26 protein-coding genes are annotated in these 25,093 nt (G+C 67.6%); 10 read left to right on the top strand and 16 right to left on the bottom strand.

The genetic code is table 11. From position 1 onward, the window contains the following. Positions 1 to 11 precede the first annotated feature (11 nt). The 3 genes from NOV74_RS12410 to thiS all read left to right on the top strand — a co-directional run bounded on the left by NOV74_RS12410 (position 12) and on the right by thiS (position 1,765). Positions 12 to 299, top strand: a complete 288-nt coding sequence (locus tag NOV74_RS12410; protein WP_257312952.1) for a hypothetical protein — start codon at positions 12 to 14, stop codon at positions 297 to 299. Positions 300 to 371: 72 nt separating this feature from the next. Then, positions 372 to 1,568 carry a trans-sulfuration enzyme family protein gene (locus NOV74_RS12415; protein WP_257312954.1) on the top strand — a complete coding sequence of 399 codons (1,197 nt, stop codon included), beginning with the start codon at positions 372 to 374 and terminating at the stop codon, positions 1,566 to 1,568. Continuing rightward, a complete protein-coding gene (gene thiS, locus NOV74_RS12420; RefSeq protein WP_257312959.1) occupies positions 1,565 to 1,765 on the top strand; it encodes a sulfur carrier protein ThiS in 201 nt (66 codons plus the stop codon). Before NOV74_RS12415 ends, thiS begins: the two co-directional genes overlap by 4 nt. 3 nt (positions 1,766 to 1,768) lie before the next feature. Here thiS and NOV74_RS12425 read toward each other — a convergent pair whose 3' ends face one another. The 8 genes from NOV74_RS12425 to NOV74_RS12460 all read right to left on the bottom strand — a co-directional run bounded on the left by NOV74_RS12425 (position 1,769) and on the right by NOV74_RS12460 (position 10,791). Further along, the gene (locus NOV74_RS12425; RefSeq protein ID WP_257312962.1) at positions 1,769 to 3,466 is read right to left on the bottom strand and encodes a hypothetical protein; all 1,698 of its coding nucleotides are present in this window, start codon (positions 3,464 to 3,466) and stop codon (positions 1,769 to 1,771) included. A gap of 76 nt (positions 3,467 to 3,542) precedes the next feature. Continuing rightward, positions 3,543 to 4,670 (bottom strand): bifunctional diaminohydroxyphosphoribosylaminopyrimidine deaminase/5-amino-6-(5-phosphoribosylamino)uracil reductase RibD, encoded by a 1,128-nt coding sequence (gene ribD / locus NOV74_RS12430; RefSeq protein ID WP_257312965.1) that lies wholly within the window; start codon positions 4,668 to 4,670, stop codon positions 3,543 to 3,545. Then, the gene (gene ftsY / locus NOV74_RS12435; RefSeq protein ID WP_257312967.1) at positions 4,663 to 5,580 is read right to left on the bottom strand and encodes a signal recognition particle-docking protein FtsY; all 918 of its coding nucleotides are present in this window, start codon (positions 5,578 to 5,580) and stop codon (positions 4,663 to 4,665) included. The genes ribD and ftsY overlap by 8 nt, the downstream gene beginning before the upstream one ends. A gap of 74 nt (positions 5,581 to 5,654) precedes the next feature. Next, complete coding sequence (locus NOV74_RS12440; protein WP_257312970.1) at positions 5,655 to 6,041, bottom strand: hypothetical protein; 387 nt, start codon at positions 6,039 to 6,041, stop codon at positions 5,655 to 5,657. A gap of 50 nt (positions 6,042 to 6,091) precedes the next feature. Continuing rightward, a complete protein-coding gene (locus tag NOV74_RS12445; RefSeq protein ID WP_257312973.1) occupies positions 6,092 to 6,949 on the bottom strand; it encodes a tetratricopeptide repeat protein in 858 nt (285 codons plus the stop codon). A 7-nt stretch (positions 6,950 to 6,956) separates the two neighbouring features. After that, a complete protein-coding gene (gene lon, locus NOV74_RS12450; RefSeq protein ID WP_257312976.1) occupies positions 6,957 to 9,374 on the bottom strand; it encodes an endopeptidase La in 2,418 nt (805 codons plus the stop codon). Positions 9,375 to 9,731: 357 nt separating this feature from the next. After that, entirely contained in the window at positions 9,732 to 10,325 is a 594-nt protein-coding gene (gene nrdR, locus NOV74_RS12455) for a transcriptional regulator NrdR (RefSeq protein WP_257312979.1), read from the bottom strand. 19 nt (positions 10,326 to 10,344) lie between these two features. Further along, complete coding sequence (locus NOV74_RS12460; RefSeq protein ID WP_257312981.1) at positions 10,345 to 10,791, bottom strand: OsmC family protein; 447 nt, start codon at positions 10,789 to 10,791, stop codon at positions 10,345 to 10,347. Positions 10,792 to 10,869: 78 nt separating this feature from the next. Between NOV74_RS12460 and NOV74_RS12465 the strand changes: the two genes are divergently transcribed. Together NOV74_RS12465 and NOV74_RS12470 are read left to right on the top strand one after the other, a co-directional pair. Then, complete coding sequence (locus NOV74_RS12465; protein ID WP_257312984.1) at positions 10,870 to 12,036, top strand: CsgG/HfaB family protein; 1,167 nt, start codon at positions 10,870 to 10,872, stop codon at positions 12,034 to 12,036. A 42-nt stretch (positions 12,037 to 12,078) separates the two neighbouring features. Continuing rightward, positions 12,079 to 13,389, top strand: coding sequence for an RsmB/NOP family class I SAM-dependent RNA methyltransferase (locus NOV74_RS12470; RefSeq protein WP_257312987.1), 1,311 nt, complete (start codon positions 12,079 to 12,081; stop codon positions 13,387 to 13,389). Between the two features lie 22 nt (positions 13,390 to 13,411). Here the strand turns inward: NOV74_RS12470 and NOV74_RS12475 are convergent, their stop codons facing one another. The 3 genes from NOV74_RS12475 to NOV74_RS12485 all read right to left on the bottom strand — a co-directional run bounded on the left by NOV74_RS12475 (position 13,412) and on the right by NOV74_RS12485 (position 16,849). After that, positions 13,412 to 13,627 (bottom strand): hypothetical protein, encoded by a 216-nt coding sequence (locus NOV74_RS12475; protein WP_257312988.1) that lies wholly within the window; start codon positions 13,625 to 13,627, stop codon positions 13,412 to 13,414. Positions 13,628 to 14,023: 396 nt separating this feature from the next. Further along, entirely contained in the window at positions 14,024 to 15,070 is a 1,047-nt protein-coding gene (locus NOV74_RS12480) for a RelA/SpoT domain-containing protein (protein WP_257312989.1), read from the bottom strand. A gap of 177 nt (positions 15,071 to 15,247) precedes the next feature. Next, complete coding sequence (locus tag NOV74_RS12485; protein ID WP_257312991.1) at positions 15,248 to 16,849, bottom strand: M28 family peptidase; 1,602 nt, start codon at positions 16,847 to 16,849, stop codon at positions 15,248 to 15,250. A 128-nt stretch (positions 16,850 to 16,977) separates the two neighbouring features. Between NOV74_RS12485 and NOV74_RS12490 the strand changes: the two genes are divergently transcribed. After that, entirely contained in the window at positions 16,978 to 17,832 is an 855-nt protein-coding gene (locus NOV74_RS12490) for a substrate-binding domain-containing protein (protein ID WP_257312994.1), read from the top strand. Here NOV74_RS12490 and NOV74_RS12495 read toward each other — a convergent pair. Next, entirely contained in the window at positions 17,765 to 18,511 is a 747-nt protein-coding gene (locus NOV74_RS12495) for an RsmE family RNA methyltransferase (RefSeq protein WP_257312997.1), read from the bottom strand. The genes NOV74_RS12490 and NOV74_RS12495 overlap by 68 nt on opposite strands. Positions 18,512 to 18,591: 80 nt before the next feature. Here NOV74_RS12495 and NOV74_RS12500 point away from each other — a divergent pair, with 80 nt between their 5' ends. Together NOV74_RS12500 and NOV74_RS12505 are read left to right on the top strand one after the other, a co-directional pair. Further along, complete coding sequence (locus tag NOV74_RS12500) at positions 18,592 to 19,536, top strand: TerC family protein (RefSeq protein ID WP_257312999.1); 945 nt, start codon at positions 18,592 to 18,594, stop codon at positions 19,534 to 19,536. Continuing rightward, complete coding sequence (locus NOV74_RS12505; RefSeq protein ID WP_257313001.1) at positions 19,533 to 20,483, top strand: bifunctional riboflavin kinase/FAD synthetase; 951 nt, start codon at positions 19,533 to 19,535, stop codon at positions 20,481 to 20,483. Before NOV74_RS12500 ends, NOV74_RS12505 begins: the two co-directional genes overlap by 4 nt. Positions 20,484 to 20,495: 12 nt before the next feature. On the opposite strand, the gene NOV74_RS12510 is transcribed toward NOV74_RS12505, so the two are convergent. The 3 genes from NOV74_RS12510 to NOV74_RS12520 form a co-directional block, all read right to left on the bottom strand. Next, positions 20,496 to 20,696, bottom strand: a complete 201-nt coding sequence (locus NOV74_RS12510; protein WP_257313003.1) for a hypothetical protein — start codon at positions 20,694 to 20,696, stop codon at positions 20,496 to 20,498. A 148-nt stretch (positions 20,697 to 20,844) separates the two neighbouring features. After that, on the bottom strand, positions 20,845 to 21,138 hold the full coding sequence (locus NOV74_RS12515; RefSeq protein ID WP_257313004.1) for a hypothetical protein: 294 nt from the start codon (positions 21,136 to 21,138) through the stop codon (positions 20,845 to 20,847). Positions 21,139 to 21,306: 168 nt separating this feature from the next. Beyond that, positions 21,307 to 21,921: an acyltransferase gene (locus NOV74_RS12520; RefSeq protein WP_257313007.1), complete on the bottom strand. Its 615-nt coding sequence runs from the start codon at positions 21,919 to 21,921 to the stop codon at positions 21,307 to 21,309. Positions 21,922 to 22,222: 301 nt separating this feature from the next. Between NOV74_RS12520 and NOV74_RS12525 the strand changes: the two genes are divergently transcribed. After that, positions 22,223 to 22,909, top strand: coding sequence for a MarC family protein (locus NOV74_RS12525; protein ID WP_257313010.1), 687 nt, complete (start codon positions 22,223 to 22,225; stop codon positions 22,907 to 22,909). A gap of 121 nt (positions 22,910 to 23,030) precedes the next feature. Here the strand turns inward: NOV74_RS12525 and NOV74_RS12530 are convergent, their stop codons facing one another. Continuing rightward, positions 23,031 to 23,567: a glutathione peroxidase gene (locus NOV74_RS12530; protein WP_257313013.1), complete on the bottom strand. Its 537-nt coding sequence runs from the start codon at positions 23,565 to 23,567 to the stop codon at positions 23,031 to 23,033. 129 nt (positions 23,568 to 23,696) lie between these two features. Between NOV74_RS12530 and NOV74_RS12535 the strand changes: the two genes are divergently transcribed. Continuing rightward, entirely contained in the window at positions 23,697 to 25,088 is a 1,392-nt protein-coding gene (locus NOV74_RS12535; RefSeq protein WP_257313015.1) for a two-component system sensor histidine kinase NtrB, read from the top strand. Positions 25,089 to 25,093 lie beyond the last annotated feature (5 nt).

Below are 25,093 nucleotides of genomic sequence, written 5' to 3' on the forward strand. Positions count from 1 at the left end.
ATGCTGGGCCCATGAGCAACGAGATCCCCCCTTCCCTCTCGGCCTGCCTTCCTGGCGTGGGGCATGTGTGCCAGGGGTGCGGGCGGTTGATCGTGGATGCGGTGGAGGTGCCCGGCGAAGCCTTCCTTTGTCCGGACTGCCGACCCTCCGAGCCCGCCCCTGAAGAGGAACTGACCCGCGCGGCCCTGGCGGATCAGGAGCCCACCGCACCGCCCCAGGGCCAGCCCACGGTCTGGCGGTTGGTGGCGGTCATCGCCTTTGCCGTGGTGGCCCTCGCCCTGGTCTTCTGGAAGTGGTAGGCCGGGCAGGGCTTCCGCGCCTATGCTGAAAGGGAGGAGCCGCGGGGCTCCGCCGCTCGCGTTGAGGCCCACATGCCCACACCCTGGGGACCCACCACCACCGCCATCCATGCCGGCAGACGCTTCAATCCCACCCGGGCCGTGACCACGCCCATCTTCCAGACCTCCGTGTTCCAGCTCATGGAGAATCGCGAAGGCGCAGAGTTCGCGGCCAGCATCGAGCCGCCGGCCTTCTACACCCGCTGGGGCAACCCCAACAGCAGCGAAGTCGAGGCCGTGCTGGCGGAACTGGAGGGCGCCGAGCGGGCCCTCGTGGCCGCGTCGGGCATGGCGGCCTTCTCCCTGGTGTTCGAGGCGTTCCTGAAGCAGGGCGACCACCTGGTGGCCCCGGCCGCCATCTACCTGGGCACGGAGCAGCTCATCCGCCGCTGGGAGGCCGAGCGGGGCCTCCAGGTCACCTGGATTCAGAACACCCTGGACCTGGGCGAATGGGAGGCGGCCATCCGCCCCGGCACCCGCATGATCTGGGTGGAGACCCCCTCCAACCCCACCCTGGCCTTGACGGACCTTGCCGGCGTGGCGGCCCTCGGCCGGAAGCACGGCGTCCGCACAGTCGCGGACAACACCTTCCCCAGCCCCATCCACACGAAGCCCCTGCGCTTTGGCATCGACCTCAGCGTGGCCTCGGCCACCAAGTACCTCGCGGGCCATTCCGACGTGGTGGCGGGTGTCATCGCCGGTTCCGATGCTGATGTGGTGGCCTGCTGGCACTTGACCAAGGTCATGGGCCCCACCCTCGATCCCATGGCCGCCTGGCTGCTGCACCGGGGCCTCAAGACGCTGGCCTTGAGGGTGCGCCGCGCCTCGGACAATGCCCAGGCCCTGGCCCAGTGGCTGCTCTGGCAGCCGCACGTGGCGAGGGTCGACTTTCCCGGCCTGCCCACTCACCCCGGCCACGAGATCGCGGCTCGGCAGATGGACACGGGGTTCGGCGCCATGATCAGCTTCGAACTGAGGGCGGGATTGGAGGCGGGTCGCCGCTTCTGCGAGGCCCTGGAGATCATCACCCGGGGCGTGAGCCTGGGTGGGGTGGAAAGCCTCATCCAGCACCCCGCCAGCATGAGCCACCTGAAGACGGCCCCGGAAGTGAAGGCCCGCCTGGGCATCACGGACGGCCTCCTGCGGTTTTCTGTCGGCATCGAGGATCAGGCGGATCTTGTGGCGGATCTGGAGCAGGGCTTCCAGGCTGCCGCAAAGGGGGCTCCGTGAAGCTGCACCTCAATGGCGAGATCCGGGAGGCGCCGGATCTGGCGACCTTGGCCGATCTGGCCGCCTGGCTGGACCTGCCGGCCTTCGGCAGCGCCGTGGAACTGAACGGAGAAGTCATCCGCCGGGCCGACCATCCGGCCACCCCCCTGAGGGAGGGCGACCGGCTGGAGGTGGTGCGGCTGGTGGGTGGGGGCTGAGCCTCAGTTCACCGTCAGGCCGTAGGAGACGGTGCCGCTTGAGTAGGTCCGAAGGGGGTCCACCCGGACCCGCACCACGTAGGTTCCCGCGGGCAGGCTCGTTTCGTTGATGACCCCGTTGCCGGCGCTCGAAGCTTCAGCCCAGGTCAGCAGGCCGAACGTGTCGAAGAGTTCCATCAGGAGGCCGGGGCCGGGGGCGGTGAGGGTCAGGGTTCGGGGGCCCGGGGAACCCTGGACAAAGCGGAAGGCCTGGGCCGTGTCGCGGTCATAGAAGTAACCCAGGGCCGGCCAATCGGTGGGGAAGCTCCCGGAGACATTGATTGGGAGGGGGGATACGGTCCACAGCGTGGGGCCATTCAGGTAGATGGAGGATGTGGGATCTGTTCCGTTCCCCACGTTCTCCAGGTTCAGCTCATTGGCGAGAGGGGTGGCGGCGGTGAGCCCCGCCAGGCGCTTGAGACCCGTGAGGTAGGTGGGGTAACAGGCAAGGGGCGTATGCCCGAATTCATAGTCGTTCGGGGTGAAGGCCGGGTTTGCGGCCTTCCACATCGTCTGCAGACCCGCTGGGGTGCCGTTGAAGATGGCGGCGTTCTTCCAGATGCCCCAGAGGGTCACGGCGACGGAACCCCGGGCGAACTCGCCCTTGGCGGCGGTGGGCACGTACGTGTGATCAGTGAGGTCGAAGACATCTACCCGGGGCACTCCGCCGGCATCCACATAGCTGTCGAGGATCTGGCTATTGTTGCGGGCTGCTGCGGAGAGGAAGTCCGAGAACCCCGCCACGAAGGCGGCTGTGGATTCGCTCTGCACGCCGCGGTCCACCCAGACGTTGTCGTTGTCCCGGCGGAGGAGGGAGAGGCTGCTGCTGCCATCGGCCTTGAAGCTATAGTCCGCGAAGAGCAGACGGGCATAGGTTTCCTGCAGCACGCCGTCGTCCCACTCATCTGTTTCTGTGCCGGCGGCCCCGCTGTCCAGACCGTACACCTGATGGCCGAAGAGGGCGCGGCCGCTGTCGGAGACCAGGATGGTGGATCCGGAGCTGGTCAGGACCGTGGGATAGGTGCGCTGCTGGTCCGCCCCGTTCGTGCTGGTGGTCCAGAAGGTGTGGAGGTTGGGCAGGCGCAGGGTGGTGGAGCCATCCATGTCGCGCACGGCGGCCGCGAAGGTCACGCCCTGGTCGGCGATGTTGAAGGCCCCGGCGATGCGGTTGCTGGCCAGGGCGGTGACGGACAGGGTGCCGTCCCGATCCGCCAGGAAGGTCCCGCTGGTGACGCTCCAGGTGGGGATGGCGGTGAACGCGCTGAGGCTTACGGCCCCGGACGGCAGAGGAGCGTTCTTCACGCTGCCCCGCATGAAGAAGCTGGTGGGATCTGCGCTGGGCACCTGGTATTGGGCGAACACCTGCACATAGACGGACAGGCCCCGAGGCACACTGGTCAGGCCCGTCCCATCGCTGCCGAGGTAGCCGGAGGACAGCAGGGCGCCCGAGGCCAGGTCCCTGACCTCCGCCCAGCAGTACCGGGCGGGGCGGAGGGTGATGGTGCCCAGGCCATTGGTGCTGAGGGCTGGCTTCTCGAACTGGGCCTGGAGGGTGATCTGGGCGTCGGACCCGTAGGAGGAACTGGAGCTGCCTCCGCCGCAGGCGAACAGGAGCGAGAGGCCAATAAGGCCGGTGAGGAATCGCCAGGTGGGTAGGCGCATGGGGGCTCCGGGGTGGGTAGAAACGTCCAGGGTCAAGGGTCGTGCCAGGATCGGCCCAAGGCCAGACCCAAGGTGTCTAGCGCCAAACTTCCCAGCGGCCGCCCGGCCACCGGCCCAGGGCGCGGAGGGCCCAGGCGGTCGGAAGGACCAGTGGGACCGGGGATCCGCCCGCGGGGGCCTCGCTCTGAAAGCGGTGGAATTCGTCGACCAGGCCCTGGTCCAGGAAAGCCCTGGCCAGGGTGCCGCCGCCTTCTACCAGCACCCGGCCCACGCCGCGCGCGGTCAGTTCATGCAACAGATGGCGCAAACTGCATCCCTGAGGTCCCGGAGGCAGGCGCAGATCCTCCACGCCCCGCAGGGGTTCCGGATCTCCTGTGACGGCCCGCAGGGCGGGCTGGCCGGCCACGGGTTGCCAGACCCGGGCCCCGGCGGGCACCTGACCGGCATTGTCCAGGACCACCCGGTGGAAGAGCCGGTGGGGGGCCGTGGGCGCGGGCCAGCGGTCCGTGAGCTGGGGATCATCCACTTCAGCCGTGTGCCGGCCAACCACGATGGCTTCCGAGGCCCGCCGCAGGGCGTGGCCCAGGCGCTGAACCGCTGGTGGCGTGATGGGGGTTGTTCGTCCCGGAGGACCCAGGGAACCGTCCGCTCCCAACGCCAGCTTGAGGCTCACCCAGGGCAAGCCCGTATGGATGAGCTTGAAGAAGGGGGCGTGGAACCGGGCGCAGGCCTCGCCCAGCAGGCCCTCCTCCACCCTGACCCCCTGGGCCCGGAGGATGGCCAAGCCACCCCCATCCACCCGGGGGTTGGGATCGCGCACGCCCACCACCACCCGGGAAATACCCGCCTGGAGGAGTGCCAGGGTGCACGGCCCCGTGCGCCCCTGGTGGCAGCAAGGCTCCAGCGTCACGTAGGCGGTGGCGCCCCGCACATCTTCGTCCCGCGCCTCGGCGTCCCGCAGGGCCATGATCTCGCCGTGGGGATCCCCCGCCCGGGTGTGGGCGCCAGCGCCCAAGACGCGACCCTCTTTCACCAGGACGCAGCCCACCGGCGGGTTGGGGCTGGAGAGGCCCACGCCCTTGAGGCCCTCCCGCAGGGCCAGGGCCATGAAACGGGCGTCGCCTTCCAGACCCTCGGGATCCGGCCAGGGGCCGCCCGTGGCCAGGGCCCAGGCGACCTCAGGAGTCAGGTCCGGCTCAAGCATCCAAGAGCCCATCCACGAAGGCTTCGGCGTCGAAGGGGACGAGGTCGTCAACCCCCTCGCCGACGCCCACGAAGGCGATGGGGAGCTTCAGGCGGTCCAGGATGGGCACCACCACGCCCCCCTTCGCGCTACCGTCCAGCTTGGTGAGCACCAAGTCCGTGACACCGGCGACCCGGGCGAACACCTCGGCCTGCTGCAGGCCGTTCTGGCCCGTGGTGGCGTCCAGCACCAGGAGCACCCGGTGGGGCGCGTCCGGAATCACCTTCTGGAGGCTGCGGCGGATCTTGTCCAGCTCCTTCATGAGGTGGTCCTTGGTGTGGAGTCGACCCGCCGTGTCGATGAGCACCCAGGGCGTGCCCTTGGCCTGGGCGCTGGTGGCCCCATCGAAGGCGATGGCGGCCGGGTCGCCCCCCATCTGGTTGCGGATGACGGGCACCCCGGCCCGCTCGCCCCAGCGTTCCAGCTGGTCGATGGCGGCGGCGCGGAAGGTGTCCCCCGCCACCACCAGGACGCCCTCGCCTCGTTGCTTCAGATGGGCGGCGAGCTTGCCCAGGGTGGTGGTCTTGCCGACGCCGTTGACGCCCACCAGCATCACCACCTGCGTTCCGGTCGCCGCGAAGGGCTGGGCCGCCCGCTGCCGGAGGAGTTTCAGCAACTCATCCTTCAGCACGGCCTTGGGGTTGATCTCAGACCCACCCCTCAGCTCGAAGCGGAGCCGCGCCATGAGCTGGTCCACGGCCCTCACGCCCAGGTCCGCCTGGAGCAGCAGGTCTTCCAGTTCTTCGAGCTGGTCCTCGTCCAGGCGCTGCAGGCCCAGCAGGCGGCCCATGGGCGCCAGCACCAGCTCCTGGGTGCGTTTCAGCCCCTGCTTGAACTTGTCGAACAGGCCACCCAGAAGACCCACGCCCACCTCGCGGATCCAGTCTACCGAAGGGGGCCCGGTTCCTGCCCTTCTTTCACGGAGTTCCACGTGGAACAACTGGTCTAGAACCCAGGCTTTGCCCTGAATTGGGAAGGCGTGAACGGGGCTGCCAGGGGGGCGGCCCAAGTGGGGGTGCGATCGGGCCAAGGCCACGGGTTGAAATTCACGCTCCCCCCCGTGCTCGAGGCCAACCCCGCCAAACCCAACAACAACAAAAGATCCGCGAGAGGATTCACCAGAGGCTCGGGTCCCCCGGGGCGCAGGCTGCGGGGATCCACCGAAAGCCGGGCGGTCCAGAGGGGCCTGGGCGCGGGCGGCGACCACGGCCGCCCCAGCTCCTCGACCGGGCAGACCAGTTCCCTGGGTGCTTGGAATGCGCCGGGCAGAGGCGCCTGGTTGAAGGCCAGGGGCGGCAACTGGAGGACGAGGGTGAAGGCTTCGGTGAGCATGGGTCACCCCGTGGAAGGGTCGGCCCCGGCCTTGGCCTGGGCAAGGTTCTTCAGGGTTGCTGGGGGTAGGCGGCCGCCATCTTGTCCGCTTGCCGCAGGTTCTCCTGGAGCACCGGGTCGCCGGGGCGCAAGGCCAGGGCGGCCTTGAAGTCGTCGCGGCTGGCGGCGTACTGCTTCAGGTTGAACCGGGCGATCCCGCGGTTGAACAGGGCCTCCATCTGACCCGGCTCCAGCTTCAGGGCCTGGTCGAAGGCCGCCTGGGCGTCGGCCCAGGCTTTGTGCTGCAGGGCGGCACGCCCCAGGTTGTTCCAGGCATGGGCGGCCTTGGGATTGGCCTGCACCGCCTGCTTGAGCACGGCGGTCGCCTCGTCGAAGCGCCCCAGGTGGGAGAGGGCCTCGCCCTTCCAGCCCAGGGCCTCGGCATCCCCAGGCTTCCGAGTGAGGATGGTGCCGGAGAGGGCAAGGAGGGCCTTCCAGTCCCCGGCCAGCCGGGCTTCGACACAGGCGTTGGCGTAGCCGTCGGGCTGGCCCAGCCGGCCATTCTCCGCGTGGGCCGCCATGGCCTCCCGGTGTCGGCCGAGCTGGCTGAGGGCCTGGGCCCGGTAGAGCCGGTAGGTGCCTAGGCGGGGCTTGCCTCTGCCTTCAATCTGGGGCGTGAGGGTCCTGCAGGCCTCGGCGAGGCGGGCCCAGCGCTGGCTCCGATTGAGGGCCTGGAGCCAGTACTCGTAGTGCTGGCGGCGGACCTTGGGCGAAGCCTTCTCGAACCAGTCCGCGAGACCCGGCCAGTCGTCGGCCTGCAACAGGGCCTCCATGGCGGGGGGAAGGCCCTTGTCGGTGCCCAGCTCGAGTACCTGGGTCTGGACAGCCGAGGGCTTGGGCGGGGGAGCCGCGGTGAACAACATCAGCATGACGACCTCAGCGTTTAGGTTTGGATTTGGGCTTGGACTTGGAGGCCACGGATTCGGGCCGCTTCCAGCCCACCAGTGCGTACTCAAAGACTTCCTCGACGTGCTTCACGGGGTGGAAGTGCAGCTGTTTGCGCAATTCGGGATCGATCTCCTCCAGATCCTTCTGGTTGGCGTGGGGGATGAGGATGTCCTTGATCCCGAGCCGGAGGGCCGCCAGGGCCTTTTCCTTGAGGCCGCCGATGGCCAGGGCCTCGCCGCGGAGATCGATCTCGCCGGTCATGGCCAGGGTGTTCTTCACGGGGATGTCCTTGAGCACGGACAGCAGCACGGTGGCAATGGCTAGGCCCGCGCTGGGACCGTCCTTGGGGATGGCGCCTTCGGGGAAGTGGATGTGGAGATCCTGCTTCTGGAAGACCTCCGGATCAATCTGGAAGGCCTCGCCCCGGCTGCGGATGTAGCTCAGGGCCGCCTGGGCGCTTTCCTTCATGACATCGCCCAGCTGCCCCGTGAGGGTGAGCAGGCCTTTACCCGGCATTCGGAGGGCCTCGACGAAGAGGACGTCGCCGCCCACCGAGGTCCAAGCCAGGCCCGTCACCACGCCCACCCTTGGCGCTTTCAGCCGCTCGTCCTGCAGGAGCTTCACGGGCCCCAGCAGCTCGTGGATGGATTCGTCGGTAAGCACGAGTTTCTTCTTCAGCGCGCCCTCGGCCACCCGGCGGGCCACCTTGCGGCAGACGGCACCGATCTCGCGTTCCAGCTGGCGCAGGCCGGCCTCGCGGGTGTAGCCCGTGATGATGGCCTTCAGCGCCTTCTTGGGGATGGAGAGCTGCTTCCGCGTGACGCCGTGCTTCTCCAGCTGCTTGGGGATCAGGTGCTGCTCGGCGATGCCCAGCTTCTCCTCCAGCGTGTAGCTGTTGAGGTAGATGATCTCCATGCGGTCCTTGAAGGCCGGGTGGATAGGCTCCAGCTCGTTGGCGTTGGCCAGGAAGAGCACCTGGCTGAGGTCCAGGGGCACGTTCAGGTAGTGGTCGCGGAAGGTGTGGTTCTGCTCGGGATCCAGCACCTCCAGCAACGCCGCGCTGGGGTCGCCCCGCTGGTCGCGGCCGATCTTGTCCACCTCGTCGAGCATGATCACGGGGTTCATGCTCTTCACCTGGTGGAGGGCCTGCACGATGCGGCCCGGCATGGCGCCGACGTAGGTGCGGCGGTGGCCCCGGATCTCGCTCTCGTCATGCACGCCGCCGAGCGAGATGCGCGAGTACTTGCGGCCGAGGGCCCGGGCGATGGACTTGCCGAGTGAGGTCTTGCCCACGCCCGGAGGGCCCACGAAGCAAAGGATGGTGCCGCGCAGATCGGGCTTCAGCTTGCGGACGGCGAGGAATTCCAGGATGCGGTCCTTGATCTTCGCCAGGCCGAAGTGGTCCTCGTCCAGCACGGTCTGGGCCTGCGTGAGGTCCAGGTTGTCCTCGGTGAAGGTGCCCCAGGGCAGCTCCGTCATCCACTCCAGGTAGGTCCGCGTCACGGCGGTCTCGCTGGAATCCGGATGCATGCGCTCCAGCTTCTTGAGGTTGCGCTCGATCTCCACCATGGGATCCTCGGGCACCGTCATCTTGGCCAGCTTGTCGCGGAAGGCCGTGATCTCCTCGGCCAGCTCCGAACCCTCGCCCAGCTCCTGCTGGATGGCCTTGAGCTGCTGGCGGAGGTAGTACTCCCGCTGGCTCTTGTCCATCTCGCCGCGCGCTTCCATGGTGATCTTCTGCTGCACCTCCAGCAGCTGGATCTCCCGCTGGAGCAGCTCGTTCACGCGCTTCAGCCGCAGGCCGGGATGGGCGATCTCCAGCACTTCCTGGGTCTGCGCGAGCTTGAGGTCGAGGTTGGAGGCCACCAGATCCGCCAGGCGGCCCGGGTTGTCCAGGTTGCTGGCGATGACCAGCACTTCCTGAGGCAGGGTCTTGCCCAGGGCCACGGCCTTTTCGAGCGTCTGCTTCACGCTGCGCAGCAAGGCATCCTGCTCCAGATCCGGGGATTTCATCTCGGGCTCGGCCAGGGGCTCCACCCGCGCCTTGAAGAGGTTCTCCGTCTCCGTGAAGTACTCCACGCGCACCCGCTGGAGGCCCTGCACCAGGGCCCGGATGCGGCCGTCCGGCAGCTTCAGCACCCGCATGATCAGGGCTGCCGTGCCCACCTGGTAGAGGTCTTCGGGCCGGGGGTTGTCCATCTCCGTCTGCTTCTGTGACAGCAGCAGGATCATCCGGTTCTCCACCAGGGCCGTGTCGATGGCGCGGATGGACTTCTCCCGGCTGACGCTGAGGGGCAGGATCACGTAGGGGTAGACCACCACGTCCCGCAGGGGCAGCACCGGCAGTTCCTCGGGCAGCTTAGGGGTTTCGTCAGGGGTGGGGGGCAGGAGGATATCGTCAGCCACAAAAACCTCGGACCCTAGGATACCCTCAGAGTGCCCAACAAAACCCCACGGCGCCGCGCGAGGGCGGCCGGGCGAGCGAGGCGAGGAACGCGAGTCGAAGCGTAGCGGGTACTACGCGCGACGAGCGTGATGAAGCATCGCCCTCCACCTGACGAGCCCTGCCCCGCAGGGCCCTTCCGCTCGCAGGCTTGCGGAGGTGGAGCCTCCCCGCCACCCCTCGCCCGAAGGGAGGAAGCCAGACGGGCGCCCCGCGGCGTCAGGGCCCTTGAACGATGTCCCGCATCGCCCCGCGGGCCCTTCCTTACGGTGCATCCCGCCTGGCTTCCTCGCGGCATCGTCGGGTTTTGTTGGGCACTCTCACTTCTTGCGGGTCCTCAGGGTTGGGGCCTCGGCTTCGCCCGGGAACAGCGCCGGGGAGATGGGTTTGGTGGGTTCCGAGGAGGGTGGCGTGGCCGCAGGCGGCGGCCCGCCCCGCCCTGCCGTCGCCTCCTTGTGGGCCTCCTTGTGCATGAGGCCCTCCAGGGCCTTCACGAAGTCCGGCAGGTCCTTGAAATCGCGATACACGCTGGCGAAGCGCACGTAGGCCACCTGATCCAGGGCCTTCAGCTCATCCATGACCAGCTCGCCCAGCTCGCGGCTGCGGATCTCGCGGTCGGGCCGCTCCATGAGCCGGGCCTGCACGTCCGCCACCAGCTCCTCGATGCGGGCCAGGGAGACGGGCCGTTTCTGGCAGGCCAGCAGCAGGCCCTTCATGAGCTTCTGCCGGTCGAAGGGCTCGCGCCGGCCGTCCTTCTTGAGGATCACCAGGGGCACTTCCTCCACCCGCTCGTAGCTGGTGAAGCGCCGGGCGCAGGACAGGCACTCCCGGCGTCGGCGGATGGAATCGCCCTCGCGGGACTCGCGCGAGTCCACCACCTTGTCCTCGATGTGCCCGCAGAAGGGACAGCGCACGGTTGCTCCCGGATCGTTCCTAGACCTCCACCACGCGAGGCGTCATCACCACCTCGCAGGTGACGGAATTGGCCACGAAGCAGTACTTGTGGGCCTTCTCAAAGAGCTCGGTCACCTTGGCCATGCTGGTGCCCCGGGGCACGCGGAGGATCGGGCGCAGGTGCACCTGGGTGATGCGCGTGATCTTGTCGATGGTGTCGAGCACGGCTTCGGCGTGATCCTCGTAGCCCACCACCTCGACCTTGGCCTTCGCGCAGAGCGCCAGGAAGGTGAGCATGTGGCAGGTGGCCAGGGCCGAGCCCAGCAGATCTTCGGGGTTCCAGCGGTCGGCGTCGCCGGCGTATTCCGGCGCGCTGCTGACGGCGAGCGCGTGCTTGCCGGGGGTGGTGACGGTGGCGTTGCGGGAGTAGCTGGCGTCGTGGGTGTTGCCGGTCCAGGAGAGCGTGAGGGGATAGTGGTGGGCCATGGGGTTCTCCTCGGGGAAGCCTGCGCCCAGGATGCCACAGCGCCCACCTGCTAGCCTGGATCCACCCCCGGAGTCTCCATGCGCTTGCTGCCCGCCACCGTCCTGGCTCTGCTGTCACTGCCCGTCCAGGCCCAGTTCTGGAGCGAGCTGGCCAATCCCAAGGTGGAGGTGGTGGTTGTCCATCCGCCGGGCCTGGGCCTCAAGGTGGAGCGGCTGGCCTTCGCCCCCTCCCGGGACCTGAACTCCCGCGAGTTGGCCGACGCCCTCACGGCCGATCTGGTGCAGAGCCACCAGGTGGAGGTGGTGGACCGGGCCCACCTCGACGCCGTGCTGAAGGAGCAGGAACTGGGTGCCAGCGGCTACGTGGAGCCCGCCACCATCGCCCGTCTGGGCAAGCTCCTGGGCCCCAGCGTGCTGGTGATCGTGAACGTGAACCGCTCGGAAGTGAGCCGGAACCAGTCCAGCAAGGAAGAGCGCAGCACCGACTACAAAACCAAGCAGGAGATCGTGCGCCACAAGCGCACCAGCATCACGAGCCTGGATTTCAGCGCCACCGTCCAGGTGGTGGACCTCAGCACCGGCCGCGTGTTCGGCGCGCAGCGCCTGGAGGACGCCCCCAGCCTCAGCAACAGCTCGTACGACGGCTTCCCGGCCTACCCGCGGGATTCCGATGTGCGTCGCCTGGCGTTTGAGACCGCCAAGGGGAAGGTGCTGCACCTGCTCCTGGCCTGGAGCGAAACCCGCAAGCTCACCTTCTTTGACGATGACGTTTTCGGCATGGCCCAGGCCCACGACCGGCTCAAGGCCCGCGACACCCGCGGCGCCCTGGAGCTGGCCTTGGACGGCCTGGAGCAGTCGAAGCAGGACAAGGGCCAGAAGCCCAAGTACTACCCGCGCGCCGAGTACAACGTCGGCATCATCCAGTTCGCCCTTGGGCACTACGAGGAGGCCCTGCCCTACCTCCGCGCCGCCCTGGACATGCAGCCCGACGCGAGCATCTTCCAGACCGCCCTGAAGGAGTGCCAGGAGGCCGTCACCCTCCAGGAGGCCCTGCGCCGGGCCGAAAGCCGCAGTGAGCCGGCCACCGCCCCCACCGCCTCATCCCGCCCTGCGCCCGCTATGTCTGAACCCACCAAGGCCAGCCCCGAGGCGCGGCTCCAGAAGCTCCAGGCGCTCTACAAGAAGGGTCTGCTAGACAAGAGGGAATACGACGCCAAGAAAGCCGAGATCCTGAAGGAGTTATAGGCCCCGACGCGGGATAATCGGGGTTCTGTCCTTCGGAGCCCCATGCCCACGCCCGCCCGCCTCCACGTCGCCCACGCCTTGCACGAAGTGTTCGGGGAGAAGGGCCGGGTCCCGGATATCTGGGACCGGGAGCTTGGCGAGGATGCGCATCTGGCCCAAGCCATGCTGGGCCTCTGCCTGCGCCGGTGGGGCCGCCTCCAGGCCTGGGTGAAGCCCAAGCTGAAGGACCCCGATCGGGGGGTTCCCCTGGGCACGCAGGTGGCGCTGGCCGTGGGGCTGGTCCAGTTGGCCTGGCTGCCCGGAGTCAGCGATCACGCCGCCGTGAACGAAGCCGTCGAGCTGGCCGCGACCCGCGACCTGGGCTTCCTTCCCCACAAGGGCCTGGTGAACGCCATCCTGCGCCGCGCCGCCAAGGATCGCGCCGCCCTGGCCGCCGAGCTGGACGCCCTGCCCGCCACCCTTGACCGCCCCGCCGCCGCCGAGCGGGCCCTGCGGGCGGCCCTGGCCCCCCATGGCGTCAAGCCATCAAGCGAGGGCGCTGAAAGCGATCTGGAGACCCTCTGGGCCCGCCTCCAGCAGCCCCCCCGGCTCTCCTTCCGGCGCCTGGAAGGCGAGGTGCCCGAAGGCCTGGAGCCCGACGCGGACCTGCCCGGGTGCCTGCGCCTGGCCGAGAGCGCCCCCTTCCCCCGCCCCTGGCTGGAATCCGGCGCGGGGATGGTACAGGACCGCAGCTCCCAGGCCCTGCTGGCCTATGCCTGGGAGCGCCCCGTTACCCGCATCCTCGATGCCTGCGCGGCCCCGGGCGGGAAGACCACCACCCTGGCCCTGCGCCATCCCGGGGCCGCGCTCACGGCCCTGGAGGTGCATCCGCGGCGGGTCGCCCGGCTCCGGCAGACCCTCCAGCAGCGGGGGCTCGCCGCCCAGGTGATCCAGGCCGACGCCGCCGAATGGCTGGAAACCAACGACGCGACCTTCGACCTCATCCTGCTGGACGCCCCCTGCTCCGGCAGCGGCACCCTCCAGAAGCATCCCGAGTGGCCCTGGCTGGCCCATGACGACCTGCCCCGGCTCACGGGGATCCAGCGGCGCCTCCTCGCCGCCGCCGCCGGGCGCCTGGCCCCCGGGGGCCTGCTCATCTACGCGGTCTGCTCCTGGCTTCCCGAAGAAGGCGAGGCCCACCGCGAATGGCTGGCCGACGTCCGGCCCGACCTGCGCCCGGCCCCGGTGTGGCCCGCGGCCCTGGGCGTGGCCTCGGAGGCCGACGGCGACACCACCGCCTTCTTCCGGCCCCATCCCGCGCGCTGGGAAGGAGAAGGCTTCCAGGCATTCGCCGTCACGCGGCCGCTCCGGTAGGCGCGGCCGGGATACGGTCCCGCTACCGCTTGAACCGCGCCGCGAGCGAGCCCAGCGCCCAGCGCAGGAACGCCACCACGCTGCCGCTGCGCCGCTCGGCCTGCCGCTGGTCCGAGGGGAGGCTCGGCACGGACTGCTGCCGGCGATCGGCCGTGCGCCGATCCTCCCGCCGGATGGCATAGAGGGCGAGGCCGAAGAAGAGAACCACGAGGAGTGCCGTGCAGACGAGGGTGGTCATGGGTTCCTCTGAGCGGGGCCGGAGGAGAGGGCGGATCGTATTGCGTTTCGCCGAAGCCACCTGGCTTTGAATCAGGCGAGGTTCAGGCGCTTGTATGCCAGGGTCTGAGAGCTTCCTGCCATGTTAGCCGCCGTGCCCGGCAAGCCACGCGGGCCCAAAGGACAGAAAACCAAAGCGCGAAGGCCGCCGCGAATACCAGCACCCAACGGCCATGGGTGAAGACGGCCGACAGCCCCCACACGGCGCCACAACCCCAGGCCAACGAAAGAATCGCCGCGACAAGGCGGTTGACGAAACCAAACGGGCGGCGTTTTGACATGGGAGAGAAGCTTACGGAATGAAGGCCGGGTCCGAGTTGAGCGGAGGGTTAGGCGCTGGGCCAATTGGGGCAATTCTCTATCTTTTTGTTCGAATCGGCTTATTCAATTCATGCACGCCTGCCAATTTGGCGCAGCTATTTTCAACCATTCGAATGAAATCCGTGGCGTCAGAGAAATAATTTGTGAATGCCAACCGCACCTGGTCGCCTGAATCGGCCCTGACGAGGACGATGTCGCGATCTGAGAACTCCTTCTCAAGTTCAAAGAGTGCCCGAAGTGCTTCAGGTGCATCCCGGTATGTGCGTATCTCAAGGTCAGTGGATGCCGAAAAAATGAGAATGGCGTTTTTGTTTTCGGAAACAGCCTTATCTGCTGCGTTTAAACCGCGAAGCGTCTGAAGGAGAGAAAGTTCGCTATCGATAGCCAAAAATCGATCTATCAAATCCTTGCTTTCAAGCTCGGGGAAGGGGCCTGTGGTGCCTTCATAGGCTCTTGCCAGGATTTCGCTGGCCAGAGCCATTGCATGCTCGTATCTCTTGTCACCTTGCTGAAATTTGGGCTGACTCTCTGTAATGAACCCGATTACTTCTACAGTAGTGGCCCATGCGTGTTGAACTAGTGTTCTATATTGAATTTCGACATATAACCCGGTGAGCCTTTTCCCAATTGTTGACTGGACATCGTACTCGTAAACATCATGGATACCTCTATATCCAGTCGCTTTCGGTTTCTTAATGTAATCATATTGATCGAGTTCGTTTCGGAGTCGGTGGTTGAATCTGGCTTGATGAAAATCAGTACGGAACTGATACAGATCCTTCACGGTTCTAAAGATCAAACGGCACCCAGCGACATCGTCCATTCGAGCCAAGTGCATATGTGAAAATCGAAACAGTTTGTCAAAAATTGTTCGTTTGCGCTTATGCCGCTGGGCTACAGTGATTCTTCTTCCTCTTGTTCTGAAGCGTAAAATTGACTGGAAAGTGTTTAGAACAGCACGATGCGCCGCCCTCCATTCTTCAATTACACGGAGATCTTCAAAAGTAGCTTTGCCCGCACGAACATTTTCGCCAGCTCGATTGACTCTGGACTTTGAACCGCCCGGAAATCCTGGTTCCGCCATTCATAGCTCCTGGTGGTTGAAACGCCTAACCGTAAATTAGGTGATTAATCCCGGGTGGGAGCGTGGGCCTGCCGGTTATGGGAGATGCGTTTCGAAATGATCCTCCCACCTTTGGGTAGGCGGGAGCGACAAGGTTGGGCTGAGCCCGGTCACCTTCACGAGTCGTCCAGACAGGAATCAGCGGGCGCTTTTAAAGGTCGGCTTGGTGGGGGTGTTGGCGACGGCCTGGCCGAGGTCGAAGGTGAACTGGGCCTGCTGGAGCATGCCGCGCAGATCCCAGGTGGGGTCGTACTCGTCGGTGACCTGGTGGTAGCGCCGGCCGAACGCGGCGGCCTTGGCCTTCAGCGCGGCGGGATCGGCGCCGAGGTAGTCCCGGCCCCCGCCCACGGACAGGGCGGGCACGCCGGCCTGGACAAAGCTGTAGTGGTCTGAGCGGAAGTAGCCGCCGGCAGTGTCGGGGCGCGAGGAGGCGACGGCGAGGCCCGAGGCCTTGGCCACGGCCGCGCCCAGGTCGCCCAGGGTGCTGCGGTTGCCGAAGGGCAGGCCGATGTCCCGCGTGGGGGCCACGAAGTTGAGGCTGTCCAGGTTGAGGTCGGCCGCGGTCTTCGCCAGGGGCCAGAGGGGATCGGCGGCATAGGCCTTGGACCCCAGCAGCCCCTGTTCCTCTCCGCACACGAAGAGGAACATCTGGCTGCGCCGGGCGGGCGCGTGGATGGCGGCCTGGGCCATGGCCAGGAGGGCCGCGCAGCCCGAGGCGTTGTCCACGGCGCCGTTGTAGATGTCATCGCCTTCGTGGCCCGGATGGCTGTCCGGGGCCGGGGCGGCGCCCTTGCCGAGGTGATCCCAGTGGGCCGAGTAGACCACCACCTCGCCCCGCAGCGCCGGGTCGGAGCCGGTCACCACGCCTGCCACGTTGAACTGCTCGACGGTGCGCACGGCGCTGGCCAGGGTCCCCTTGAGGTGCAGGTCCAGGGGGACGGGCCGGAAATCGCGGCCCTGGGCCTGGGCGCGCAGGGCGTCCAGGTCCTGGCCGCCCCGCTTCACCAGGGCCTGGGCGACCGCCTCGGTGACCCAACCCTGGAGCGGGGTTCCCGCGGGCCCCTTGGCCAGCTGGAAGCGCTCGGCGTCCCAGCCATTGCGCACCACGGGCCAGCCGTAGCTGGCGGAGGCCGTGGTGTGGATCAGCAGGATGCCGGCGGCCCCCTGGCGGGCGGCCTCCTCGAACTTGTAGGTCCACCGGCCGAAGAAGCTGAGATCGGGGCCTTCGAACAGGCCGGGCTCGGCGGCGGTGGGGGCCGGCTCGTTCACGAGCACGAGCAGAATCTTGCCCTTGAGGTCCACGCCCTTGAAGTCGTCCCAGTGGTCCGCGGGCGAATGGATGCCGAAGCCCGCGAAGACCACGGGCGCGTCAAACGTCTGCTCCGCCTGCGCGATGCCAGAGCCGTAGACGATCTCGGTGCCGAACGTCGGGGTGCTGCACGCGCCGCCGCCCATGAAGCTGAGGGTGCTCCGGCCCGTCAGCGTGCGCAGGCCCAGGAGGGCGACCGGCTGGCGGTACGAGGTCCCACGTGCCGGCTTCAGGCCCAGGACCTGCAGCTGGGTCTCCAGGTAGCGCACCGTCAGTTCGGCGCCGCGCTGGCCCGTGCCCCGGCCCTCCAGCAGGTCGTCGGCCAGGAAGGCCAGGTGGGCGCGCAAGGGGGTCTCGGACACGCGGGGCAGGCTCGCCGGGACCTGGGCCAGCAGGCAGGACGCAGCCAGGCAGGGAAGCAGAAGGCGCATGGAAGACTCCGGAAGGGATCCTTCAGCATACCTCGCATCACTTGGGTCGGAAGGCCAGGACTCGTCAGAGATTCGAGGGGGATTCTGTGGGATATCGCGACTATCCTCGGGGCGTCTGGAGGTGCCCCATGCGCTGGCTCCTGTCCCTCCTGCTCACGCTTCCCCTGCTGGCCCAGGCCCAGGTCAAGGCCCCGGTCGCGGCTCCGGCGGAAGCCCCCAAGCCTGAGGCTCCGATCCTGCGGGTCTACGGCCCCGGCGGACCGGCACCGGCCATGAAGGAGGCGGCCCAGGCCTTCGCCACCCAGCGGAAGGTGGGCGTGGAAGTCACAGCGGGGCCGACGCCGACCTGGAAAGAGCAGGCCCTGAAGGACGCCGACCTCATCTTCAGCGGCAGTGAATACATGATGACGGACTTCATCCAGCGGGACCTGCCAGGGCTCCTGCAGCCGGAGGCCGTGCGGACCCTCTACCTGCGCCCCTCGGCGATCCTGGTGCGACCGGGGAACCCGAAGGGCCTCCGCGGTGTGCGGGACCTGGTCAGGCCCGGCCTGCGCGTGCTGGTGGTGCAGGGCGCGGGCCAGCTGGGCCTCTGGGAGGATGTGCTCGGGCGGACGGGCGATGTGACCCTGGTGCGGGCCTTCCGGCAGCGGATCGCCCTCCACGCCGCCAACAGTGCCGAAGCCCGCAAGGCCTGGGTGGCCGATCCGACCCTGGATGCCTGGTTGATCTGGAACATCTGGCAGAAGGCCAGCCCAGAGCTGGCGGAGGTGGTGCCCACCGAACCCGCCTGGACGGTCTATCGCTCCTGCGGGGCGGCGGTGACCACCCGGACGCCGGAGCCGGCCCTGGCGGGGGCGTTCCTGGCCTTCCTGGAATCCGCCGAGGGACGGGCCATCTTCGCCAAGTGGGGCTGGATCACCGGACCGGCGGCGCCTGGGCGAGCGAAAACTGCACGGCCCCCAGCAAGGCCACGGGGGCGGTGACGGCGCGCAGGATGCTTCGCCCGAGGCTCACGGGCTGCCACCCTGCGGTAAGGAGGGCGGCGAACTCCGCATCGGTGATGCCGCCTTCGGGGCCGCTGGTGAAAGCCAGGGGCTCGCGCCGCAGGACCGGGTTGGCCTGATCCGTGGCCAGCTCGTAGGCGACCCACTTCTGGGGTGTCTCCCAGACCAGGAGGGCGTCGAAGGGTAGGGGCGGGCGCAATTCCGGGCGGCGGCTGCGGTGGCTCTGCTCGCAGGCGGACTGGATGATCCGGGCCCAGCGCTCCATGCGGGCGGCAGTCTTGGCGGGATCGAACTCGCTGCGGGCATAGACCACGGGCTGGATGAGGGTGGCGCCCAGCTCCACCAGCGGCGCCAGCCATTCGTCGAAGAGGCTGAGCTGCGCGGGCAGCGGCAGGCACGCCTGGAGGGGGATGGGCGGCTCGCGGTCCTCGTGGAGGGGCGCCACCAGGCGCGCCAGGGCGTGACCCCGGTCCAGCTCGGCCAGGTCCGCCGTCCAGGGCTGGTCGCCCAGCACCAGCTCCAGGGCGTCGCCGGGCTGTAGGCGCAGGGCGCGCAGATGCCGGGCGGCCTCGGCACCCAAGGGCACGGCCAGGTTCTCGGCGGCAGCCGCCGGAAAAGCACCGGGCAGGGGATCGAGGAAGAGGCGGGGGCGGCTCACGGAGAAATCATCCCATAAGGAATTCACGGTCATCCCACGGGGCTTCCCCCTCTCGATAAGCTGGATGTCCTGGAGGACCTTTGCTCGACGCCCTGCTGCAAGCTGCTCCCTGGTGGGCCTGGGGGGGCTTCACTGCCTTCGTCTTCATGATGCTCACCCTGGACCTGGGCGTGTTCAACCGGAAGATCCACGCGCCCAGCATGCGGGAGGCGGGAATCTGGAGCGCGGTCTGGATCACGCTGGCCCTCCTCTTCAACGTGCTGATCTTCCAGGCCGAGGGCACCCAGAAGGGCCTGGAGTGGTTCACGGGCTACGTGCTGGAGAAGTCCCTCAGCGTGGACAACCTCTTCGTGTTCGTCCTGGTGTTCCAGAGCTTCCAGGTGGATCTGCGGCATCAACACCGGGTGCTGTTCTGGGGCGTGCTCGGGGCCCTGGTCATGCGGGCGGTCATGATCCTGGCGGGCACCGCCCTGCTCAACCGCTTCGAATGGATGATGTACGTCTTCGGTGGCTTCCTCGTTTACACAGGCGTGAAGATGCTCCTGGTGAGAGGCGAAGACACCGATCCCACGCAGAACCCCATGGTGAGGGCCTTCCGCCGCTTCGTGCCCTATGACGAGAAAGGCGGCCACGAGCACTTCTGGTCGTACAAGAATGGCCGCCGCTTCGCCACGCCCATGCTGCTGGTGCTCATCACCATCGAAGTGACAGACTTGGTGTTCGCGGTGGATTCCATTCCGGCGGTGCTCGCCGTGAGCCGGGATCCCTTCGTGGTCTACACCTCGAACATCTTCGCCATCCTGGGTCTGCGGAGCCTCTACTTCCTGCTGGCCAAGATGATGGACCGCTTCCATCGCCTAAAGACCGGGCTGGCCGTGGTGCTGGCCTTCGTGGGCGTGAAGATGTGCATCACGGATTGGATCCACATCCCCGTGCAGTACAGCCTGCTGGTCATCGCCGCCGTGCTGGGGGGAAGTGTGATCGCCAGCCTGGCCTGGCCCCTGGAGCAGGATGGGGTCGAATGATGGAGGTGTGGCACCACACCCTGGAAGCGGCCCCGGTGGCAGGTCCCTGCGTGGCCACGCTGGGCAACTTCGATGGCGTCCATGCCGGCCATCGGGAACTGCTGCGAATCGCCGCGGGAAGAGCGCAGGCTGTGGGCCTGAAAGCGGCCGTGGTCACCTTCGATCCCCACCCCACGGTGGTGGTGGCCCCCCAGCGCCGGCCCAAACTCCTGATGACTCTTGAACAGCGCCTGGAGGCCTTCGAAGCCGAGGGCATGGACCTGGCCTGGGTGATCCCCTTCAGCCGGGCCTTCTCCGAGCTGAGCCCCGCCGACTTTCTTGAGGGCATGCGCCGCGCCCTCTCGCCCGTGGAGCTCCACGTGGGGCGGGCCTTCTGTTTTGGGCGGGACCGCGCCGGCACCGTGGAGACCCTGGCGGCCTGGGGTGCGAAGCATGACTGCGCCGTCCATACCCTGGCCCTGCGCGCGCCCGATGGCGGTCGCCTCTCCAGCACGCGCATCCGGGAGGCCCTGGATCGCGGCGAGGTCGAGGCTGCTGCCGAGCTGTTGGGCCATCCCTACACCCTGTCGGGGGTGGTGGTCGAGGGCGACCGGCGGGGCCGCCACCTGGGTTTCCCCACGGCGAACCTGGCCTGGGAGCAGGAGCAGCTGCCGGCCTATGGGGTCTACGTGACCGAAGCCTTCCTCCCGCACCACCATCCTTCGTTGGGAGGCCCCCGCCTGGGCCTCACCAACGTGGGCGAGAAGCCCACCTTCGAGGGCCAGCGCCTCACCGTGGAGACGCACCTGCCGGATTTCGAAGCCGACCTCTATGGCGCGCGGTTGCAGCTGCGCTTCCTCCATCGAATCCGCGGTGAAGCGCGCTTCGCCTCCGTGGACGAGCTCCGGGCCCAAATCGCCCGGGACGTGGCCGCCGGGAAAGCCTGGTGGGCGGCCTCGCGCGGGTAGGCGGGATCCCCTCTAGCTGGCGGCCGCCACCCGCCAGCGGGTGAGGGGTCGCTCCGCCAGATCCCAGACCTGCACGCCGAGGGGGAGGCGAGTCACGCCCAGACGTTTCCGGATCTGGGCCTTGGCGGCGTCCAGGCTTTCGGCCTCCAGGGGGCCGTATTCCATGAAGTAGCCGCTGAACTTGTAACCGTAACTACGAAAAGAGATCCGCATGGGGGCTCCATCTGTCCCGTTCATACGATATTCGTCTTTTTTTCGCGTTCGTCAAGACCCAAAGGCGAAAAAAGTCGTGTGCGGCCACGGTGGAGCCCTTCCAGCTTCCTGCGGGTCCTAGGACAGCGGTTGTCCAATCGTCCGGAGCTCAGTGGAGCCAGAGTTCCAGACGCCCCTGGAAGGGCGGCACCAAGGGGCGAGGCAGGGGCCGGAGGACCACGCGGTCGTCATCGCAGTCGTAGCGGCGGTCATCATCACGGAAGTAACCATGACGGTAGACAGGGGCCCGGCCTTCCCAGCGGTCACCATCCCAGCGCCGATAGGCGTCGCGGCAGGCATCCTCCTGTACGATCACGACTCGATGGGGGCGGCGCCAGTAGCCGTGGGCGGACAGGGGGAACGCCGCGAGGGCTGCGAGGGCGAGGGGGAGCAAGGGGCGCATGGGACCTCCTTTTGAGGAGCAGGGGCTTCTACCTCACGGCACAGGTAGGTCACGTCCCGTGCCAGACCATAAAACCAACAACCAGGGCGGTTGCCGTCCCGTCAACCCGGGGTTGTCGCGCAAAATGCAACATCCTGGGCTTGCCGCGTGGCAGGGGGCGACGTGGGATCAGCGGGACCGCCGGTCTCCCACCACGACCGCGGGCACACCCGCCACGATGGCCCATTCGGGCACATCCTTCGTCACCACGGCGCCCATGGCCACCACGGCGTGATCCCCGATGCAGACGCCATCCGTGACGCCGGCGTTGGCGCCAATCCACACGTCGCGTCCGATGCGAATACCGCGGGAGCGCACCGGCTGATCCTTGATGTCACGGTCGGGCCTCAGGCCGTGATCGAAGGCGTAGAGGGCCGCGCCGCTGGCGATGCGGGTGCCGTCGCCGATGACCAGGCCCTTGCGGCCGCCATCCAGACGGGCGCCCGCATTCACGCTGACATCCCTGCCCAGGGTGAGGGGCCCGTGCAGAAAGGCCTGGGCCGCGATGGCGCAGCGATCGCCCAGCACCACAGCCCGCCCCGGCTCGCCGAAGATGGCGGCGTCCGGCGCGATGAAACAGCCGGTTCCGAGGGTCAGCGTCTCCTGGGCCACGAGTCGGGCCTGCACCTCGGCCTGCCAGGCCTCCGCCCAGGCGCGGTGGCGCGGCTTCAGGGCGAAGTACAGCCAGGGCATCCAGGCCAGGCGGCGCTGGTGCTGCTCCCGGAGGGCCTCGAGGTCGCGCATGGGAGAAGTTTAGGGCCTGTTTTCAAAGTGGGACGCCGCCGGGACGGTGTCCAGCCGCGCCCATGGCTAGGCGCCGGCCGAAGGGCGATGCGGGACATCGCTCGAGGCTGGCAACGCAGCCAGGGGTGCGGCTGGCCATCGTCCCGGAGGGCAAGGGGCGGCCCCCGGCGCGATGCTGCGTCAATCTCCTCATCGATAGGACCCGCTATCGCCTTCGTCGCTTTCCTGGCCTCGCTTGGGCGGCGCCCCTTGCGCGGCCACGTCCCCCTTTGAAAACAGGCCCTAGCGGCTACAGTAGGCCATGCCCCACCTCGGCCCCCTGCCCACCTTGTCTTTCGCCCTCGGCGTGACGACCTCGCTGTTCTCGGTGCTGAACCCCATCAGCGCCGCGGCGATCTTCGCCAGCGCCACGGTGGGGATGGAGGCGCCGGCCCTGCGCCGCAGCGCGAAGAAGGCCTCGCTCACGGCGGGCGCGGCCATGCTGGCCTTCGCCCTGGTGGGCCAGTTCATGTTCAGCCTCTTCGGCTTCACGGCGCTGGCCATGCGTTTCGTGGGCGGAGTGCTGGTGCTCTATCGGGCCATCGCCATGCTTTACGGCGAGGATCCCCGCGAACGCAGTACCGAGGACGAGAAGGCCGAGGCCAGCCGCAAACTGCCCGAGGACTTCGCCATCATTCCCTTCGGCATCCCGCTGGTGGCCGGCCCCGGCACGCTGTCCACGGTGATGGGCATGATCGCGGGGATCAGCTGGCTGGAGTACGGCGTGGTGCTCCTCGCCATCCTCATGAACACCTGGATCGTCTACCTCTTTCTGCGCAAGGCCCCGGTGGTGTTCGCTCGCCTGGGCGCCATCGGCACCAAGGTGGTGAACAAGCTCATGGGCCTTATCCTGGCCGCTGTGGCCATGCAGTTCCTCATCAACGGTGTGAAGGCCCTCTACATCGAGATGCGCGAAGCGCCGCCGGCGGCCATCGTGGCGACGAAATAACCCCAGCGTCAGGGAGCTGGAACCCAGAGAACACGGAGGTTCACAGAAGACACAGAGGGAAAAGCATTCTTCTGTGTCCTCTGTGGGTTTCTGTGTCTTCTGTGTTCCTCAGTTGCCTTTTCTACTTCAAGGCGGATTCGATGGCGACCCTCAGCTCGGGACTATCGGGGGCGACCTTGCTGGGGAAGGCTGCGATCACTTGCCCGTCTTTGCCCACGAGGTACTTGTGGAAGTTCCAGGCGGGCTCGCCGTGCTTGGCCGTGAGGAACTGGTAGACCGGGGCCTGGTGCGGGCCTTTCACATCGAGTTTCTCGAAAAGGGGGAAGGTCACGCCGTAGTTTGTCTGGCAGAAGGTTTCGATCTGGGCCGCGGTGCCGGGCTCCTGGGCGCCGAACTGGTTGCACGGGAAGCCCAGGATCACCAGGCCGCGATCCTTGTAGTCGGTGTAGAGCTTCTGGAGTCCGGCGTACTGGGGCGTGAAGCCGCATTCGCTGGCCACGTTCACGGCCAATACGACCTTGCCTTTGTAGGTGGCCAGGGACTGCGGCTTGCCATCCAGGGCGGGGAGGGCGATTTCGTGCAGGGACATGGGGACCTTCCTTTCGGCGGCAGGCAGGATAAGGGCGGCGAGCAGGACGAAGACGGGGGTGGCACGCATGCAGGCTCCTGATGGGCACCCCTTTGATGCCCACTCCGGCACGGTCATGCCAGGCCCCGGAAAAAACAAGCGGGGACGGGAGGACTTGAGCGGGATTTGCGCTAGCCTCATGGGCAACCGGACATGCCCATGCCCGAATCCAGGCACAATCCAGCGTCGCCACCGAGAGCCGCCATCACGGGCGCCGCGAAGATTGCCCTGACCTATGCGCTCATTGCCGGGGTGTGGATCCTGCTCTCGGACCGCCTCGTGCAGGTCCTGGCGCCGGACCCCGCGTGGATGACCGGTCTGGGCATCCTCAAGGGCTGGGTGTTCGTGGCCGTGACCGCCACCCTGCTGTACTACATGGTGAAACGCCTGGTGGCTGGCGTGGCCAACCGGAAGGCCCAACTCCGCACCCTGATCCACACCATTCCCGATCTGGTGTGGTTGAAGGATCCGGAGGGCGTCTACCTCGCCTGCAATCAGGCCTTCGAACGCTTCTTCGGCGCCCCCGAATCGGAGATCCTGGGCAAGTCCGACTACGATTTCGTCCCCAAGGAGCAGGCGGACTTCTTCCGGCAGAAGGATCGGGAGGCCATGGCGGCCGGGGAACCCCGGGTGAACGAGGAGTGGATCACTCTGGCGGCGGGGGGTGCGCGGGTCCTGATTGAGACCTTGAAGACGCCGATGCTGGATCAGTCCGGGGTCCTCGTCGGCGTGCTGGGCATTGGCCGAGACATCACCCAACAGGACAGCCACTCCCGGGAGCGGGCGAAACTCCAGGCCCAGCTTTACGAGGCCCAGAAGCTGGAGGCCCTCGGCCGTTTCGCCGGCGGCGTGGCCCACGACTACAACAACATGCTGAGCGTGATTCTTTCGAACGCGGACCTGGCCCTTTACCAGATGGGCGAGAGCCGGCCCGAGCGGAAGTACCTCGAGGAGATCGTCAAGGCCGCCCGGCACTCGGCGGAACTCACCACCCGGATGCTGGGCTTCGCCCGCCGTCAGCCCTCGGACCCGCAGGCAATGGACTTCAACCGGGCCGTGGCGGACCTGCTGCCCCTGCTCGGGCGCTTGGCGGGCGAGGGCATCGAACTCACCTGGAAACCAGGCCCAAACCCGTGGACCGCGTGGGTGGATCGCCTCCAGTTGGAGCAGGTGTTAACCAACCTGGTGGTCAACGCCCGCGACGCGATCCAGGGCCCAGGCCAGATCACACTGGAAACTGCGAATTGGACCCTCCGGGAAAGGGACTGCGCGGACTGGACCGAGCCCGGTTCGGGCCAATTCGTGGGGATCCAGGTCTCGGACACCGGAAGCGGCATCGCGCCCGAAGTACAGGCCAACATCTTCGAGCCCTTCTTCACCACCAAGCCCTCGGGGCATGGCACGGGGCTGGGGTTGGCCATGGTCCGCGGGATCGTCCGCCAACACCAGGGGGCCCTTCAGGTGGAGACCCTCCCCGGTAGGGGCACGACCTTCCGGGTCCTGTTCCCCCGGGCCGGAACCGAAGGGGCGGCGGGCACCGGCCAACCCTGAAGCGG

The sequence above is a fragment of the Geothrix fuzhouensis genome (assembly GCF_024609325.1).
In the GTDB taxonomy this organism is placed as follows: domain Bacteria; phylum Acidobacteriota; class Holophagae; order Holophagales; family Holophagaceae; genus Geothrix; species Geothrix fuzhouensis.